This window comes from Mariniphaga sp. (assembly GCF_041687215.1).
Taxonomy (GTDB): Bacteria; Bacteroidota; Bacteroidia; order Bacteroidales; family Prolixibacteraceae; genus Mariniphaga.
Window position 1 is genome coordinate 1 of the sequence record NZ_JAWLCI010000084.1, and the last position, 16465, is coordinate 16465.

General features: G+C 39.9%; 17 protein-coding genes and 1 riboswitch. Of the genes, 7 read left to right on the plus strand and 10 right to left on the minus strand.

The genetic code is table 11. The annotated features are described in order from the left end of the window. Positions 1-115 precede the first annotated feature (115 nt). The 4 genes from ACESMA_RS19695 (at position 116) to ACESMA_RS19710 (ending at position 4726) form a co-directional block, all read left to right on the plus strand. Entirely contained in the window at positions 116-898 is a 783-nt protein-coding gene (locus tag ACESMA_RS19695) for a MutS-related protein (protein ID WP_372950585.1), read from the plus strand. Positions 899-1210: 312 nt separating this feature from the next. Continuing rightward, positions 1211-1618 (plus strand): HEPN domain-containing protein, encoded by a 408-nt coding sequence (locus tag ACESMA_RS19700; RefSeq protein ID WP_372950586.1) that lies wholly within the window; start codon positions 1211-1213, stop codon positions 1616-1618. Beyond that, positions 1591-1905: a nucleotidyltransferase domain-containing protein gene (locus ACESMA_RS19705; protein WP_372950587.1), complete on the plus strand. Its 315-nt coding sequence runs from the start codon at positions 1591-1593 to the stop codon at positions 1903-1905. Before ACESMA_RS19700 ends, ACESMA_RS19705 begins: the two co-directional genes overlap by 28 nt. A gap of 241 nt (positions 1906-2146) precedes the next feature. Then, positions 2147-2243: riboswitch (TPP riboswitch) on the plus strand. 41 nt (positions 2244-2284) lie between these two features. After that, entirely contained in the window at positions 2285-4726 is a 2442-nt protein-coding gene (locus ACESMA_RS19710; RefSeq protein ID WP_372950588.1) for a TonB-dependent receptor, read from the plus strand. 53 nt (positions 4727-4779) lie between these two features. On the opposite strand, the gene ACESMA_RS19715 is transcribed toward ACESMA_RS19710, so the two are convergent. The 7 genes from ACESMA_RS19715 to ACESMA_RS19745 all read right to left on the minus strand — a co-directional run bounded on the left by ACESMA_RS19715 (position 4780) and on the right by ACESMA_RS19745 (position 11342). Beyond that, positions 4780-4947, minus strand: a complete 168-nt coding sequence (locus ACESMA_RS19715; protein WP_372950589.1) for a DUF1778 domain-containing protein — start codon at positions 4945-4947, stop codon at positions 4780-4782. 331 nt (positions 4948-5278) lie between these two features. Next, entirely contained in the window at positions 5279-6409 is a 1131-nt protein-coding gene (locus ACESMA_RS19720; RefSeq protein ID WP_372950590.1) for a hypothetical protein, read from the minus strand. A gap of 56 nt (positions 6410-6465) precedes the next feature. Beyond that, complete coding sequence (deoC, locus tag ACESMA_RS19725; RefSeq protein ID WP_372950591.1) at positions 6466-7143, minus strand: deoxyribose-phosphate aldolase; 678 nt, start codon at positions 7141-7143, stop codon at positions 6466-6468. 39 nt (positions 7144-7182) lie between these two features. Continuing rightward, positions 7183-7383 carry an exodeoxyribonuclease VII small subunit gene (xseB, locus tag ACESMA_RS19730; RefSeq protein WP_372950592.1) on the minus strand — a complete coding sequence of 67 codons (201 nt, stop codon included), beginning with the start codon at positions 7381-7383 and terminating at the stop codon, positions 7183-7185. Position 7384: 1 nt separating this feature from the next. Beyond that, on the minus strand, positions 7385-8818 hold the full coding sequence (gene xseA, locus ACESMA_RS19735; RefSeq protein WP_372950593.1) for an exodeoxyribonuclease VII large subunit: 1434 nt from the start codon (positions 8816-8818) through the stop codon (positions 7385-7387). Positions 8819-8822: 4 nt separating this feature from the next. Beyond that, positions 8823-10472, minus strand: a complete 1650-nt coding sequence (locus tag ACESMA_RS19740; protein ID WP_372950594.1) for a S8 family serine peptidase — start codon at positions 10470-10472, stop codon at positions 8823-8825. Between the two features lie 72 nt (positions 10473-10544). Then, on the minus strand, positions 10545-11342 hold the full coding sequence (locus tag ACESMA_RS19745; protein WP_372950595.1) for a toxin-antitoxin system YwqK family antitoxin: 798 nt from the start codon (positions 11340-11342) through the stop codon (positions 10545-10547). Positions 11343-11663: 321 nt separating this feature from the next. On the opposite strand from ACESMA_RS19745, the gene ACESMA_RS19750 reads away from it, so the two are divergent. Next, positions 11664-12167, plus strand: a complete 504-nt coding sequence (locus ACESMA_RS19750; protein WP_372950596.1) for a pyridoxamine 5'-phosphate oxidase family protein — start codon at positions 11664-11666, stop codon at positions 12165-12167. 54 nt (positions 12168-12221) lie between these two features. After that, complete coding sequence (locus ACESMA_RS19755; protein ID WP_372950597.1) at positions 12222-13544, plus strand: DUF92 domain-containing protein; 1323 nt, start codon at positions 12222-12224, stop codon at positions 13542-13544. Positions 13545-13567: 23 nt separating this feature from the next. Here ACESMA_RS19755 and ACESMA_RS19760 read toward each other — a convergent pair whose 3' ends face one another. Beyond that, positions 13568-14497, minus strand: a complete 930-nt coding sequence (locus tag ACESMA_RS19760) for a prenyltransferase (protein ID WP_372950598.1) — start codon at positions 14495-14497, stop codon at positions 13568-13570. A 235-nt stretch (positions 14498-14732) separates the two neighbouring features. Further along, on the minus strand, positions 14733-15173 hold the full coding sequence (locus ACESMA_RS19765; protein WP_372950599.1) for a Dps family protein: 441 nt from the start codon (positions 15171-15173) through the stop codon (positions 14733-14735). Between the two features lie 99 nt (positions 15174-15272). Between ACESMA_RS19765 and ACESMA_RS19770 the strand changes: the two genes are divergently transcribed. Further along, positions 15273-16220, plus strand: coding sequence for a LysR family transcriptional regulator (locus tag ACESMA_RS19770; protein WP_372950600.1), 948 nt, complete (start codon positions 15273-15275; stop codon positions 16218-16220). Positions 16221-16244: 24 nt separating this feature from the next. Here the strand turns inward: ACESMA_RS19770 and ACESMA_RS19775 are convergent. Continuing rightward, positions 16245-16465 (minus strand): hypothetical protein (locus tag ACESMA_RS19775; protein WP_372950601.1); only part of this gene is annotated, 221 nt, incomplete at its 5' end.

A 16465-nucleotide genomic window follows, 5' to 3' on the forward strand; every position in this document is an offset into this window, starting at 1 on the left:
ATAACTGTTAATTTTTAGTTGTTTATATATTAACAAGCAGGAGCAATTTTTGATCAAATTATTGTAAATCTGCGTAATACCGGATCGCCACCCTTTTCTACTTATTGATATTTACTTGATTATTGGTGCCGAAAAATGGAAATCAAAAAATAAAGCGTTTCTAAAATCATGGTCTGAAGCAGTTAGTGAATTTGAGGTAATTAATAGTTTCGCAGGTTTTTGCTATTCAAACCCAACATATACATTTCCTGAAATTACAGATAAAAACAGCTATGTATATTTTGAGTCGTTGGGGCATCCTTTAATAAATGCGAAAAAACGAGTATGTAATAATTTTCATTCAGAGGGACAAGGTAATGTTGTTTTGGTTACAGGTTCAAATATGGGAGGGAAAAGTACGTTTTTGAGAACCGTCGGTGTAAACCTTGTTTTAGCTTTAGCCGGGGCTCCTTGCTGTGCAAAATATGGGCAGGTTTCGAACCTGAAAATTTTTACAAGTATGCGAACCCAAGATAATTTAAAAAAAGGAATTTCTTCTTTTTATGCCGAATTAAGTAGAATTGAAAAGATGCTGAAACTAATTGAAAAGAGTCAAAATGTATTTTTTCTTTTAGACGAGATGTTTAAAGGCACAAACTCGGAAGACAGGCATAAAGGAGGTTTTTCATTGATTAATCAGATAAGTGGGCTTAAAGCGTCAGGAATTATTGCAACACATGATATTGAACTTGCAAAGTTATCGGAGAATAAAAGGTTGGTTACAAATTATAGTTTTAACAGTGAAATTAAGGAGAATTCAATGATTTTTAGTTATGAACTTCATCCGGGTATTTGTAATGACTTTAATGCAAGTGAACTTATGAGAAAAAGTGGAATTAAAGTTTTATCAAATATTTAAGATGAATGAAATTAATAAATACGGCATATAATCGAGTAGCCCGCCCCACCAGCAAACGCTGGCAGGGAGAGGCTCTCACACCATCCCGATTGCTCGGGGCGGTTCGCCAAGTCGTCAGGAATACCCAAGGGACAATTTTCCGTTCAACCGCTATAGCCGGGCGGGGCAACCTCTGTAAATATTTCATGCTACACGCTGCTATTTAACGCTGAAAATTGATATTTTCAGAGCTTTCAGTAGCGCTTTATGGCAAAAGAGCATTTCGTCCATGTTCATAGCGCGGATTATTGATATTTTCGTATTTTTGAAATTATGGATAATAAAGATTTTAACAAAAATAAACTGATTGAATATTGGATTGCTGGCTCTGATGATGATTATGAGACAATGATTGTAATGTTTGATTCGAAAAGATTTAGTTGGTCTTTATTTATTGGGCACTTGATGATTGAAAAACTTTTAAAAGCTTATTATGTAAAAGTAAAATCTGACTATCCGCCATTTATTCATAACCTATTGAGACTTGCAGAGAAAGCTGAATTGAGTCTGACGGATGACATAAAAAAACAACTTGTGACTATTACAGCATTTAACATCAATGCCAGATATGATGATTATAAAATGAGCTTTAAAAAACAATGTACAACTGAATTTACCGAAGAGTGGATTGATAAATTAAAAAAGCTAAGACCATGGATAAAAACATTGATTCAACAATAGCAAAATATTTGGATTTAATTAAAGAACAATTCACTGATATTGAGAAAGTATATCTATTCGGCTCATATGCTAAAGGAAAATCGACTGAGGATAGTGATATAGATGTCGCATTGATTTTTTCAAATCTGGATGATTCAAAACGATTTGAAATTCAAGTACAACTCATGATGCTGGCAGCACAAATTGATTCAAGAATTGAACCACATCCTATTTCTCATGCTGATTTTGATTCAGGAAATCCGTTTGTGATTGAAATAAAAAAGACAGGAATTGAAATTGCAGCATAAGCCACTTAAGCACAGCCGAGCAGATGGCCGGTGAGCCGTTAAGCCCACCGGAGCACCTCCTGGCATAGACATCCCTTCGGCGCACACCATCCCGGGTGTACTTGAGACGGTTCACCAGGTCGTCATAAAAAAAGAGACAGACTAAAAAACAAAAATGGCCGCGGGGAAAAGCGCACCTTATTTTTAAAAATAAATTCCGTTTTTGTCTTTTTCAAATATCCTTTTTAACTTTGCCCCGATATTTATGCAATGGGGGTGCCTTAATAATTAAGGGCTGAGATTATACCCACTGAACCTGATCCGGGTAATGCCGGCGAAGGGAGGGCAAAAGGGATGCGTCCCTCTCCATTGGTTAGTTTGATAACCAAAATTTCTAAAAATGAAACGTTTAAGTTTTTGGCTGCTGTTGCAGTTTATGGTTGTTGCCGCGCTGGGGCAACATAACCTGAAAGGAGTTGTAACCGGGAACGGAGAACCACTTCCCGGTGCCAGCGTTGTTATTGAAAATACCTTTTACGGGGTGTCTGCCAAAAGCGATGGCAGTTTCGAATTCCGAAATCTGAAAAAAGGCGACTACATTCTGAAAGCTTCCTTTGTGGGTTTCGAAACGCAGGAAATACCGGTAAAAGTTCCTTCCGAACAACCTGTAACCTTCCAACTGGAACCGGCTTCCATTATGACGGGCGAGGTGCTCGTTTCGGCCACACGCGCCAAAGACAAAACCCCGGTGGCTTACACCAACATTACCGGAGAAGAAATTGCCGCCCGCAACATGGGGCAGGATATTCCTTATTTGTTGCAACTTTCTCCTTCATTTGTGGCTACTTCTGATGCAGGTGCCGGCGTGGGTTACACCAACTTCCGTATTCGCGGCACCGACCTGAACCGAATTAACGTGACGGTGAACGGAATTCCCCTAAATGACGCCGAATCGCACGGAACATGGTTTGTGGATCAGCCGGATCTGGCCTCATCGCTCGAAAACATACAAATTCAGCGCGGCGTGGGAACATCAACAAATGGCGCTGCTGCTTTTGGAGCCACCATCAACTTGCAAACCAATACCCTAAACAAAGACCCGTATGCAGAATACAAAACCGCTGCCGGTTCGTTTAAAACATTTAAAAACACAGTTTCTGCCGGTACCGGACTTCTTAACGGTAAATTCACCCTTGATGCACGGCTCTCCAAAGTAAACTCCGACGGATTTATCGACCGGGCTTTTTCCGATTTGAAATCGTTCTTTGTTTCTGCAGGATATTATTCCGAAAATACGGTTTTAAAAGCCAATGTTTTTTCAGGAATTGAAACAACATATCAATCGTGGAACGGTGTTCCTTCAGTTCGATTAAATAACGATTTGGAAGGAATGCAACGCTACGAAGATCACTGGCTTTACTCGCACGATCAAACGCAGGAAATGATTAATTCCAACAGCCGCACCTACAATTTGTACACCTACGAAAATCAGGTAGATTACTATCAGCAAGACCACTACCAGTTGCATTTTTCACACAAATTTAGTCCGGGATTAAATTTGAATGCTTCGGGTTTTTATATCCGTGGAAAAGGATACTACGAAAACTTTAAGGAAGATGAAGACCTGGAAGATTACCAGATTCCAAATATCCATATTGGTGAAGAAATAGTGGAATCTACCGATTTGGTGAACCGGAAATGGCTCGACAACCATTTTTACGGGCTCACTTATTCATTAAACTACCAAAAAAGAAAAAGCGATTTTACCTTGGGGGGCGGTTGGAATACGTATGACGGCGACCATTACGGAAATGTAATCTGGGCTCGGTTTTTAGGCAATGCTGACTTCAATCACGAATGGTATTCCAACAATGGCCTTAAAAAGGATTTCAACCTTTTTGGAAAATATAATTACCAGGTAGCTGAAAAGCTGAACCTTTTTGCGGACATTCAATACCGCCTCATTGATTATTCGATTGACGGTATTGACGACGATTTGCGGAATATCACACAGGAACACGAATTCAGCTTTTTTAATCCGAAACTGGGAGTTTTTTACGAGCCGACAGAGAATCAAAATTTGTATTTGTCGTTTGCCACAGCCAACCGCGAACCCAACCGTTCGGCATACATCGACAACAGACTTGAGGCGGAGCCTCCGGTTTATGAAACCCTTTACGATTGGGAAATGGGGTATGAATTCAAATCGCCTCGTTTTTCGGGAAATTTGAATTTCTATTTAATGAATTACAACGACCAGTTGGTGCTAACCGGCGAAATCAACGATGTGGGCAATCCCATTATGACCAATGTAGAAAAAAGTTTCAGGAGAGGTGTTGAACTGCAATCGGTGGTTTTAATTACACACAATCTGCAATGGCTGGCCAACGCCACATTCAGCCAAAATAAAATTGAAAACTTTACTGAATACGTGGACAATTGGGATACCTGGGAACAGGAATCTTTTAACCTTGGAACCACTGACATTGCTTTTTCGCCCAACGTGATTGCCAACAGCCAACTGGTTTACGAACCGGTGAAAAATCTCAATTTCGCTTTTATTTCTTCTTACGTGGGCAAACAGTTTATCGACAACACCTCGAGCGACGAACGCAGTCTGGACGCGTATTTGGTGAATAACCTGAAGGTGGATTATTCATTCAATACCAAGCTGTTTGACAAGGTTGCCCTCCACCTGATGGTAAATAACCTGCTCAGCGAAGAATACGAAAGCAATGCCTGGGTTTATTCTTATATTTTGGGTGGCGAGCGATACAAAATGGATGGCTATTTCCCGCAGGCCGGCCGGCATTTTATGGTTGGGGTGGATTTGAGGTTCTGAGAAAATCCATTACTTCGCTTCAGGAAATTGAAAGTTCAAATAGAACCATTTTCTCAAAAAAGAACGGTTCTTTTTCTTTTGTGGTAATCTTCCAGAGCCTTTTTTAAAGTTTCAGACGGTTTTGCCGGTTGAGTTACCGCATCGAAAAATATTTGACTATCTCTATCAGAAGCAATGATTTGTTCTTTCTCTTTGATTATTTCTTTGGTAGTTTTCCTCATCGCTTTACATTTTTTATAAAAATCATAAAAATTCCTTACAGAACACAAATATATACGGTAAAATTCAGTACTTCTTTAAAAATCATATTACTTCCCTCACATAAACAGATGCCACCAGCCAACCTTTACATCTTAATTCTGAATTTTCCGGTACTTGGATTTTGCCGTAGGCATCCATTCGGGCGATTCGCTCATTCCAACTCAGCCTTAATCCTACTTTATCAGGAATATGGTTTCTGAAGGAGGACAAAACACATAGGCACATAGATCACAGAGGTCTTAATCCTGCTTTTCTGAAAGACAGTTTCTGAATTAATAAGTGAAAATTTTATTATTCAAGTATCACCTTCCCTTCAATTTCCACTAGTAAATCTTCCCGGCAAATATCAGCAATAATGTAAACCACGGGCAGATTGCCGTAATAGCTTTTAAAGGTTTTTTTGATGGCGGCAAAGTCTTTACGGTTTTTTACATATACCCGGGCATGCCCGTAAACCGGGCGAAGTGAATTTTCGGATAGTAGAGACAATATTTCCGGTGAATATAACCGTTGCATGTTTTGAATGGTGATTTTGGTTTGCTTTGCCGGGTCGCCAATGCCAACTGTTTTTTCGCCCCTGATGGAAGCTGTTCCCGAAATAAAAACCTGCTTTTTGCCAAACAGCTCCAGGTAGCGGGCACGTTCAAATTTTGGTGTCGATTTATTTATTAACTCATTTCCTACCAGCACATTTTTGCTGTAATCATGCGCAGCTATCTGTTCCGGATTATCGAGCGGCAGACTAACTGCCTCGGCAGCATCCAGCGCAACAAATTCGATAATAACACCTCCCCGGTTCATGCCAATTCCGGTAGCCGCAGGAAATCCGTTTTTCTTAAAATGTTCAGCATAAAAACCGGCCCGCACATTGTTAAAATCCTGGTAGCGCTGATTATCTCCATCGAAGTCAGTAATATTCTCCATGTAATTCCATTGCCGAATGACTGAATGAAATTTTATTCCTGCACGTTTTAATAAATTTTCAAACGAATTAAAAACTGTTTCAGCATTTTGTCTGCATCCGGAAGAATTGTCAGATTGTGCGTTTCCAATCAAAACACTGGCGTTTTCTCTTTTAAAGAGCATGGCAGAACCATTTTCGGAATGAATGAATTCCTGTTTCCAGAGAGCGGGATCAAAATAAAAAGCTTCCACCAAAATACGGCAAGTTAAAGGAGGTTGCGCAATAAGCGCACAAATAACCGGATTCTGAAATTTTTCGGCAACCAAGCGCTGCAATTGGGATTGCAACTTCACGTAATTTTCTTTTGAAGAAACCTCGGCAAAAAAATTCAGTTTAAAAATCTGTTTGCCTGAATTGATTTTTTGCAACTGTTCAAAACAATTGAGCAACTGAGCATCAAGTGAAGCGCAGCCGGTTTCTGGTTTTATATATATTCGATCGCCGTTTAAAAAATACATGATTTCTCCTTTTCAGCAAGGATTACAAATATGCCTGTTTTTTTGGAGAAATAAAATCAATAATTTCCTTCAGCTTTAGCTCCGTTCAAAACGGCTTCGGTTGAGCCAATTCCAAGCCGGTCGGCGCCCTGATCCAAAAAAGCGACTGCTTCTTCCCAGGTACGAATTCCGCCCGAGGCTTTCACTTTCATTTTATCGCCCACCGTTTTTACCATAACGTCAATCACTTCGGGGGTGGCTTTGCCGGGGCCAAAACCGGTTGAAGTTTTTACAAAATCGGCACCTGCCATGTATGAAAGTTCGCAGGCTTTTTCCACCTGTTCAAGCGTAAGAAATCCGCTTTCCTGAATCACCTTCACCAAAACACCATAATTATGCGCTATTTCAACGACGGAGGCAATATCTTCCACCACATAATGGTAATCTTCCCCCAGAAATTTCCCGATGTTCATCACCATGTCAATTTCATCCACACCATCTTTTATGGCCTGTTTCGCCTGAAAAACCTTAACGGGAGTGGCATCGGCACCATGGGGAAAACTGAGCACGCAGGAAACTTTCACACCGCTTCCCTCCAAAAGTGCTTTGGCCGATTTTATATCGCACGGTTTCACACACATGCTGAACACCTTGTTTTCAATACACATTTGAGCGTGTTTTTGCAAATCCGCCGCTGTAAATTCCGGTTTTAAAACCGCATGATCTATTGTTTTTGCGACATCCTCTTTTTTCATAATATCCATTTTTACAAAAGTACGAATTTGAAAATATTCCTATTCTTCCATTTCTTTTAAAATCTGCTCCACCTGTTCGTTGGTTTTGAGCAGTTTGTCCTTGCAAATTTTCAACAATGCCGAAACCCGTTTTACTTTATCGGCAAGCTCGTCCACATCGAGTTCTTCGTTTTCAATTTTTTCGAGAATTTCTTCAATCTCCGAAATTGCTTCGTTATAGGTTACTTTTTTTGTTGCCATGTTATTCTTTTTTTGTGATTTTACTTTTTACTTTTCCATCGGCAAACCGGGTTTCAATTTCATCATTCAACTCAAGCGGTACCGCTGATTTTACAATCTTTCCCTCTTTCAGGGTCAACGTATAACCGCGATTGAGTACATTTTCGGGATTCAACAGACGCACAGTATTTTCATTCCGAAGAGTCCGCTCCTGTTCTTTTGTCAGAAACCGCACGGATTCATGTTTCACCAGTTCTTTTAGTTGGTTAAAATTAGCCATTTCTTTTAGCAATGATTCATGAACCACCCTTTTTAAAATTCTTTTTTGCCGGTCGATGGAATTCCTGGTTTCCACCTTCCAAATTGAAAAGGCGGAGTGCAGGTCGTGTTTCAGGTTATTCAGTTCATATTTTTTATTGAATGAAAACCGGCTGACCTGTTGCTGTAAATTATTTCCGGTTTTAACCAACTGCCTGTTTTTTTCGTTGATGAAAGTTCCCACAAAACGGTGTAAATTTTCAGCATAATCTGCCAGTTGCTCCTGTTTTGAATCCACAGTTTCTCGGGCCAACTGAACCACTTCTTCCTCCAAACTGGTCAACCTTTCATAGAAACGTTCGGCACCGCTGATAAAAAATTCGGCCACTGCTGTGGGTGTTTTCATGCGTGTGTGAGCAACCAAATCGATGATTGTGTCATCTTTTTCGTGGCCGATTCCGGTAACCACCGGCAAAGGAAACTGTGTGATATGAAATGCCAGATCGTAATTATCGAAACTACTCAGGTCTGCAGTGGCGCCCCCGCCGCGGATAATGGCCACCGCATCGAAAAATTCTTCGTATTCGAAAATCCGTTCAAGAGCTGCCATAATGGAAGGAACAGCTTCCGTTCCCTGCATGTATGCTTCAAAAAGGTGTGTATAAAATTTAATACCCGGCGGATTGTTTTCCAACTGGTTCATAAAATCCTGGTAACCGGCAGCGGTTTTGGAAGAAATAACGGCAATTTTTTGAGGCACCAGCGGCAGTTCCAGTTCTTTATTCATATCGAAAACCCCTTCGTTTTGAAGCCGTTCGATAATTTCCTTTCGTTGCAGCGCCATGTCGCCTACTGTGTAGGCAGGGTCAATATCTTTGATGTTCAGACTTAATCCGTAAGCCGGATGGTATTCCACCGAAACCTGCACCAGTACTTTTAATCCATGGGTAAAAAACTGGCCGGTGGTAGTTTCAAAATAAGGTTTCAAAATGCGGTAAGTGTATGACCAGATTGTTGCCCGGGCTCGTGCAGTAATCTCATTCCCTTCCTTTTCCACCAGTTCCAGATAACAATGTCCGTTGCGGTTTTCTTTCAGTTCGCTAATTTCTGCAACAACCCAAACTGTTCCGGGGATTGCACTGCTTAGTGCATCCTTAATCCACTGGTTTAATTCGAATAATGTCAGCTTTTGCTCCATCTGCTTAACGACTAATCCTTATTTTTACAGCCTCAGAAATATCACCTGAAACTATGTGTAAAATTAACAAACCGGTCGGCAATGACTGCAAATTTTGAATCATAATTTTCGGGGCATCGGATTTTTGTTCTTTTCTAAGCAGTTTACCATCCAGGGTATAAAATGAAATCCACACCTTTTCGTCTGAAACATTGCTGTTTTTTTGAAGGATGATATAATTATCCAGAGGATTGGGATAAACCAGCCAGTTGTAGCCGTTTGCCCATTGTTCAAGAATTGTGGTTTTTAAAATTTTATCGGCTAATTTCAGGTCAGGTATTCCGAATCCCAGCAATGAATCAGGATTTGCATATAAATGGGCACTCTGCTCAAGAGCACTTTTCACCTGCGGTGCAGAGGCAAACGGATTTGCCTGCCATAAACATGCGGCTGCGCCGGCCATAACCGGAGAAGAGTAGGAAGTTCCGTTTCCGGTGCCGATGGTGCCGTTGCTGCGCTGAATGATGGTATTCCAGCCAACTGCCGCAACGTTGGGTTTAATGTCTCCGTCGGATGCCGGTCCCCATGAAGTAAACGGGGCAGGAACTCCATCCTTGTTTACGGCTCCCACAGCCATCACACTGTCACCGTCAGACGGTGTAATTATGTATTTCCAGGGATTATTCTCACGGCCTTCATTTCCGGCGCTGGAAAATACGAGCATTCCGCGGGAAGCAGCAATATTGGCTGCCTTGGCCACCCGGGTGGTATTTCCATCCATATCGGCATAAGTATGGTTCATTGCCGGGTCGTCAAAAGTATAATAGCCCAGCGAGGAATTGATGACATCGGCGCCCACGCTGTCAGCAAATTCTGCTGCAACTGCCCAGTTATCTTCTTCAATCAGAAATTCGGTGTTGTGATCTTCCGAGCGAAGAAGCCAATACGTTGCTTTTGGTGCCGTACCAATTAATTCTCCGGTAACATTTCCGCCCATGGTGGAAAGAACGCTCATTCCGTGGTAATGCCCTTCAAAAAAATCTTCACCTGCTGCCACAAAATCTTTTGTTCCGGCAATTTGTCCGTAAATCCATAAACTATCGAATGCAGCATATTGGTTTACGCGATCAAAACCGGCATCCAAAACCGCTATCGTTATTCCCTGGCCTTTAAAATTCTGATTGTGTAAAAACTGTCCGTTTAGCTGGGCAACCTGATGTGATGATTTCCCATAAATCAATGTATCAATTTCAAGTGTTTTATCTGAAATATCAGGCACAAAAAATTTATTAACTGAACTTTTGACCTGGGTTTCTCTTTTGGTGAGTTGAGCTTCTTTAACAAAAGATAATTGGGATACTTCATTTAAAAAATCACCGTTGGGAACCTTTACCGTTATCCCATTTAACCATTTGGAAGCGTGAACAAAGGTAGCACCCAAATTCAGAACCTGCTGAATATAAGATGGATTTACCGGTAAATCGAGCGAATCGATGGCGATATTTTGTTTTTCCCTTCGTTCAATGGCTTTTTCAGAAAGATAATCTTCAGGAAAGGAAAGCGACCAGGGTGAATTATCCTTGTTTGTAAAAGCCACCCAGTAATAGCTCTGAGCCTTTGTAATAAAAGGTTCAAAAAAAAGGGCTAATATGAACAGGAAAATTATTTTCTTCATCGCGGCCTGATCAATTCCGGTGATTTTTTTTCTTTGTAAAATACATCGCAAAATAACGAAATATCCTGATTTTTACCTGATATTTTGCATTTGCATCATGTATTCCGAAGGATCCTGCATAAATTTCTCAGGATCGGGAATGGAATGCCGGCCGGATTCAAGTTCCAGAATCTGATTGTTGTCAATGCTGTCGCGTACTTCAGGATTCAGCAATTGCCCGTCTTCATAAATTAACGTGTATAAATATTCACCCTGGTCGTTGTAAAACTTCCATTCGCCGTGCCGTAAATTGTTTTTGTAGTGCGCTTCCATTTCAACCTTTCCGTTTTGAAAATAGGAAAGGCACAACCCGTTTCGTTTTCCGTTGCTTAATTTGCACTGCATATATGGTTTTCCGGATTTAAAAAATACCCGGTAATTACCTTGCTGAATTCCATTTTCCCATTCCGATTCTTCAAGTACTTCTCCGGTAGGATAAAACGTTTGCGACAATCCGTGCTTTTCTCCGTTACTGAATTCTTCTTCAGCAACTTTTACGTTATTTGAAAAGAAAATCCATTCCCCTTCTCTTTTTTCGTTTACATACACACCTTCGGCAATTTTTTTGCTCCACTGGTCGAACAGTTGCGCAAAGGCAGAATCAGAACTTTCTGCATACCTGATTTTGGCTTTCACCTGTCCGCCTTCATGAAAACGGGTCCACTCTCCCACTGGCTTTCCGTCCTCAAACATTCCTTCGTACATCAGCCGCCCATTGGGATACTCCTTTTGCCATTTCCCCTGTCGCAAACCACTGGAATCGGTTTGGTTTACCTGCGAAAACAGGGTAACCGGAATAAATAAAACCAAAAACAACAACAATTTTTGCATAATTTTCTCTTTTCTGCACAGTGGGCAAAGGTAGGCATAATTCCAAAATCAGATTTTAAAAGAACATGTTTTAAAATAACCTGATACAACCTAACTTTTACTAATTTAGCCATTGGTTTATTTATGGCAAAAATGTTTTTAAATTTTTACAAACGTTTAAACAACCTGGACAGAGCTTTAAAAAATATATTTTTAAGTTGATTTGATAAAAGAATATTTACATAAAAACTTACAACAACGGTAAAGCACAATTTTGTATGGATAATATTATGCCTTTTAAGCATTCATCTTCTGAGGAATAATAAGAAATATTGCCAGCGAATGGACAAAACAATTCGGGCTTCCCAGCCTTATAAGAATATGAATAAACAGAACACAATAAAGGATTATATTGGGGCCGTACTTAAAAACAGTGGCTTTGCTGTTCTGGCCACAGAGGGTAATGGCCAGCCGCACACGAGTTTAATAGCAATAACACCATTTAAAAATTTTCGGCAAATTATTTTTGTTACCTACCGGAATACGCTTAAGTATCGAAATCTTTCTGATAACAATAAGGTGGCTGTTCTCATTGAAGGTGAATATTTAAATATGGAAGGGCTGAAGGAAAGTGTAGTGCTAACCATTATCGGACAAACTGAAGAAATAATTATAGCCGGGAATGAAGCGCCCTACCAGGCGCATCTGAAGCGACATCCCGAAATGGAGTCATTCATGCTTTCACAGGATTGTGCGCTTTTTCGTGTAATTGCCCAATCATATCAGTTAGTTTTTGGGATTGATGACGTAAAGTGGATTGCGGCTGACAAACTTGATTCCACCTGAGCATGAATAGTTTTAGCATAATTATTATAAATTTAAACCTCCAAAGAAAAAACTATGACAGATCAGAAGGGACTAATTATCAGGAAACTTATTCATCTTTCTATCGGTCTGATTATATGGATACTTAGCCATGTTCTGGAGAAGAATGTTTTGCTGTATCTAATTATAGCCGGTACTGTTTTCTCTTTTCTGACTTTCAATTATAAAAAATTTCGCCTTTTGCATAAAACGACTGATGCAAGTCTGGGTACCCTTTTTTATCCCGTTGGTATATTGTCGTCTTATTTAATATTGTATCATTTGCCTTTGTATTATTTTCAATCTGCTTTGTTGGTTCTCTCCATTTCAGATACGCTGGCAAATTTTGTGGGACAGATACAGAAGGGAAATGGCTGGATTCGGACGTTCCACGACCGGAAAAGTATTTACGGAATTGCAGCCTACGCTTTTTCTGCCAGTTTGATTTTTTATTTTTTATTGCCCAATCCATTGAATTCAAATTTCTTTTATATTCTCTTTGCTTTACTGTGGGCAGTTATTCTGGAAACAGCCTCTATGCGGGGTTCTGACAATTTCACTATTCCGGCCGGGCTTGCCTTATTATTCTTACTGACTCATCAATTTGGGGCTGATTACCTTTATTTGTCCACTGTTTTGCTCGTTTTAGCACCAGGATGCTTTTTGTTATTTAAATTCAAAATTCTTACCCGCCGGGGAAGTTTTGTTGCTTTTTTACTGGGTTTTTATTTTGCAGGAATTGCAGGTTGGCCCTGGCTGACACCCGTTTTGCTTTTTTTTCTGAGTTCCGCAGCTTTTACAAAATTACATCATGCAAAAAAAAGCGCCGGAAAAAATTCCACTGCCCGGAATGCCTGGCAGGTTATAGCCAATACAATTTGGGCAGTAACCAGCTCCATACTGTTTTTATTCACGCAAAGTGAAATATTTATACTGCTCTTTATTGCTTTCGTGGCTGCTGTAACTGCTGATACCTGGGCCAGTGAGATTGGTCCTTTGCTGAATAAAAGATGCTTTTCTTTGTCGAAGATGAGAACGGTTCAAGCCGGCTCAAATGGTGGTATTTCTTTGTTTGGCAGTTTAACCGCATTAGCTGGTACGGCTATTATCTCATCCTTATCATACTATGGATTTTTTGGCTTTTACAACTGGAATATGATAGCAATTCTAAGCATTTCTGCGTTTTTTGCCACCTTTGTAGATTCTTTGCTTGGAGCTTTTGTGGAAGACAAAATGCTTCAGATGAAGTATTTTAGAAAGCGGAAATCATTGGAATCCATTACTCCAAATGATCTGGTAAATATGCTGGGTTCGGTTACTGCTTTCGTTTTTTTCCTTTTATTATCGTGGCTCTTTTAATAAACAGCAATCAGCTTCGGTTGTCAAAAAAGAATATATAACACAAACCCAAGAATAAGCAAAAAAGAAAATGCTATATGGATAAGCACCGTTTGTTTAGCGCCTTGTTTTATCAGGTCAGGGTTGTCATGATTTTTAAAAATAATACCTGCAGCTTTAGGAAAAATAAGCAGGTAAGGAATAAGTGCAATAAGGAAAAGCCACGAATTGTCCGGGAAAAAGATGAACAATAAAATAACATTTAAAATAATTCCTGACTGCACTAGAAGATAAAGTACTGCAGTAAACCGGGTACCCATTCGCGATGCAACTCCGTGTTTACCACCCGCACGATCTGCGTCCAAATCAATCATCTGGCCTGCCAGTAATATGGAAGAAGTACTGAGCCCCGTAGCCGGCATCAGCAACAAAACCAATGGATGCAATCCCAGGTTCTGACTAACCGTTGCTATAAGAATAGCCATGGGTCCAAAAGCAAACCAGACAGATATTTCGCCCCATCCCCTGTAAGCCAGCTTAAATGGTGGCGCTGTATAGTACTTGCTGAAAAAAGCTGAAAGCAAATAAAGTCCCCACAGATATGGCCATAACCTTTTATCTATAAGCGGCATGAGTGCTATTGTTCCGGTTAGCGCCACAATCAGTCCGATGCGTGCCAGAAGATACATTTTTCCCATAAGCTCAGGATGATCAAGTAAAACCCCTGAACCTCCACTGGATTCATTCCGATGCACATTCACCTTGTCTGTTCCCTGTATGGTATCATAAATGTCGTTATAAACATTGGTAGCTACATGTAATCCAATGCCGATAATTAACACGATTAGAAAATTGAGCAACTCGATACTGTCGTTCAGGTAAACAGCCAGCAGGGTTCCCAATACTATGGGAGCGATAATGGATGACAGGAAAGGCGCCCTAATCATTTTTCCAATTCCCGGTTTCTTTTTCATAAGCTACTTCTTTCTTTCATTATTTTATTGGTATAAAAATATACAATATAGAAAGATTTTTCCCTACTTCCGATATGTCGGAAATTAGTTTCTTTAAAATTGTCGCACCCATTTTTGAAGTAACCGAAAAAATCTTTAAAAACTTTAGTTTCGATAACAGATTTAATGTAAAACCGGAATAGCAAAAAAGCCCCGCAAAAATTTACGAGGCTTCAATTATTGTTTGTGCGTATTATCAACCCAATGTAGATTCAAACATCCAAATGCGTTTTTCGGTAGCGCCAATCAGGTCGCTCATCAATGCGGAAGTTCCTTCATCTCCATCGGCAAGTTCCAGAATTTCGTTAAAACTTTTCAAAAAATAACGGCTGTTTTCCAAAACCACTTCCACTCCTTTTTTACCGTCCGAAATAAAACCGGCTTCCTTCAGTTTCGCCACTTTTAAATAATCGGTAAACGTGTGAAGAGGCTGTCCGCCAACCATTAGAATTCGCTCAGCGATTTCATCAACACTTTCTGCTGCTTCGTTGTACAACTCTTCATACTTTTCATGAAGCATAAAAAACTGTGCGCCTTTTACATTCCAGTGTAAACCTCTCAAATTCTGGTAATAAATCTGGTAATCGGCCAGCAACTGGTTTAATTTCTCAACTAATTTTGCATTATTTGTTTTCATATCTCACTAAATTTTAAATGGTTTTTTATTTTTTTATCTGTTACAAATATACTATAAGTATTATTTACTATTTTTATACACTCATAATAATAATTAATAATGAACTTTTCTCAACTCGAATATTTAAAAGCATTGGTTCAACACGGTAATTTTTCGCTGGCTGCTGAAAAGCTAAAAATCACCCAACCTGCCTTAAGCCTGCAAATTGCCAAACTGGAAGAAGAATTGGAATTCACGTTAATCGACAGAAGAAAAAGGCCGCTTCAACTCACACCTGAAGGGGAAGTTTTTTATGAAAAATCGGTTGAAATACTGAAGCTGGTAAATGAGCTAAAACAGGTTTCGTTTGAAATGGGAGACGAAGTAAAAGGGTATCTGAAAGTTGGAATTATTCCCACGCTGGCTCCTTATCTGGTGCATCTGTTTATCAATAAACTAAATTCAGATTTTCCTCAATTAAAAATTGAAATAACAGAGCAAAAAACCGAGGAGATTATTCGCCAGATAAAAATGGGAACGCTGGATTGCGGAATTCTTTCAACCCCGGTAGTTGCTGTTGGGGTTATATTCGAGCGTTTGTTTTTTGAGCGGTTCTTTGCATATGTTTCCGAAAAGCACCCGCAATTCCGGAAGGAAAAGCTTGATATGGATAAAATAACACAAGAAGATATTTGGTATCTGGAGGAAGGAAATTGTTTTCAAAACCAGGTGAATTCCATTTGCAAAATCAACCTGCAAAAGGAGAAATCACAAAACCTGATTTACCGAAGCAATTCCATTGAATCGTTGCGGAGGATTGTGGAAAACCAGCATGGCATTACTTTTATTCCTGAACTGGCCACAATTAATATTTCTTCGGAACTGGAAGAACTGGTTAAGCCTATTTCCGGCCAGACCCCGGTCAGGGAAATCAGTTTGGTTACCACAAGAAGCAACCCAAAAGATCGACAAATTACAGCGTTAAAAGAGACGATAATTCAAAGCATTCCCAAACGAATGCGCCAGAAACCCAAAGGATCAGTTATCGACACCAACATCAAAGTATAAAAAGAAACCCTGCATGAAATTCATTCAGGGTTTCTTTTTATCAATATTTCGTTCTATTGAAAGTGAAGAAACAGCAATAGCTTCAGTTAATTCGGCAATGGTAATATTTTCATTGTCTTTCATCATGTTTAGAATTTTCTCCGACGTTTTCTCCGACGTTTTCTCCGACATTTTCTCCGACTCTTCCCCGACGTTTTTCCCGACTCTTTCTTCAGCCTCCATCTTAAAATCTACGATTACGGAGT

Excerpts from the sequence above, each read along its gene's own strand:
- ACESMA_RS19740 (WP_372950594.1), bottom strand. The coding sequence starts at position 10,472 with ATGAAGAAAATAATTTTCCTGTTCATATTAGCCCTTTTTTTTGAACCT.
- ACESMA_RS19720 (WP_372950590.1), bottom strand. The coding sequence starts at position 6,409 with ATGTATTTTTTAAACGGCGATCGAATATATATAAAACCAGAAACCGGC.
- xseB (WP_372950592.1), bottom strand. The coding sequence starts at position 7,383 with ATGGCAACAAAAAAAGTAACCTATAACGAAGCAATTTCGGAGATTGAA.
- ACESMA_RS19750 (WP_372950596.1), top strand. The coding sequence starts at position 11,664 with ATGGACAAAACAATTCGGGCTTCCCAGCCTTATAAGAATATGAATAAA.
- xseA (WP_372950593.1), bottom strand. The coding sequence starts at position 8,818 with ATGGAGCAAAAGCTGACATTATTCGAATTAAACCAGTGGATTAAGGAT.
- ACESMA_RS19710 (WP_372950588.1), top strand. The coding sequence starts at position 2,285 with ATGAAACGTTTAAGTTTTTGGCTGCTGTTGCAGTTTATGGTTGTTGCC.
- ACESMA_RS19705 (WP_372950587.1), top strand. The coding sequence starts at position 1,591 with ATGGATAAAAACATTGATTCAACAATAGCAAAATATTTGGATTTAATT.
- deoC (WP_372950591.1), bottom strand. The coding sequence starts at position 7,143 with ATGAAAAAAGAGGATGTCGCAAAAACAATAGATCATGCGGTTTTAAAA.
- ACESMA_RS19700 (WP_372950586.1), top strand. The coding sequence starts at position 1,211 with ATGGATAATAAAGATTTTAACAAAAATAAACTGATTGAATATTGGATT.
- ACESMA_RS19760 (WP_372950598.1), bottom strand. The coding sequence starts at position 14,497 with ATGAAAAAGAAACCGGGAATTGGAAAAATGATTAGGGCGCCTTTCCTG.
- ACESMA_RS19755 (WP_372950597.1), top strand. The coding sequence starts at position 12,222 with ATGACAGATCAGAAGGGACTAATTATCAGGAAACTTATTCATCTTTCT.
- ACESMA_RS19770 (WP_372950600.1), top strand. The coding sequence starts at position 15,273 with ATGAACTTTTCTCAACTCGAATATTTAAAAGCATTGGTTCAACACGGT.
- ACESMA_RS19765 (WP_372950599.1), bottom strand. The coding sequence starts at position 15,173 with ATGAAAACAAATAATGCAAAATTAGTTGAGAAATTAAACCAGTTGCTG.
- ACESMA_RS19745 (WP_372950595.1), bottom strand. The coding sequence starts at position 11,342 with ATGCAAAAATTGTTGTTGTTTTTGGTTTTATTTATTCCGGTTACCCTG.
- ACESMA_RS19715 (WP_372950589.1), bottom strand. The coding sequence starts at position 4,947 with ATGAGGAAAACTACCAAAGAAATAATCAAAGAGAAAGAACAAATCATT.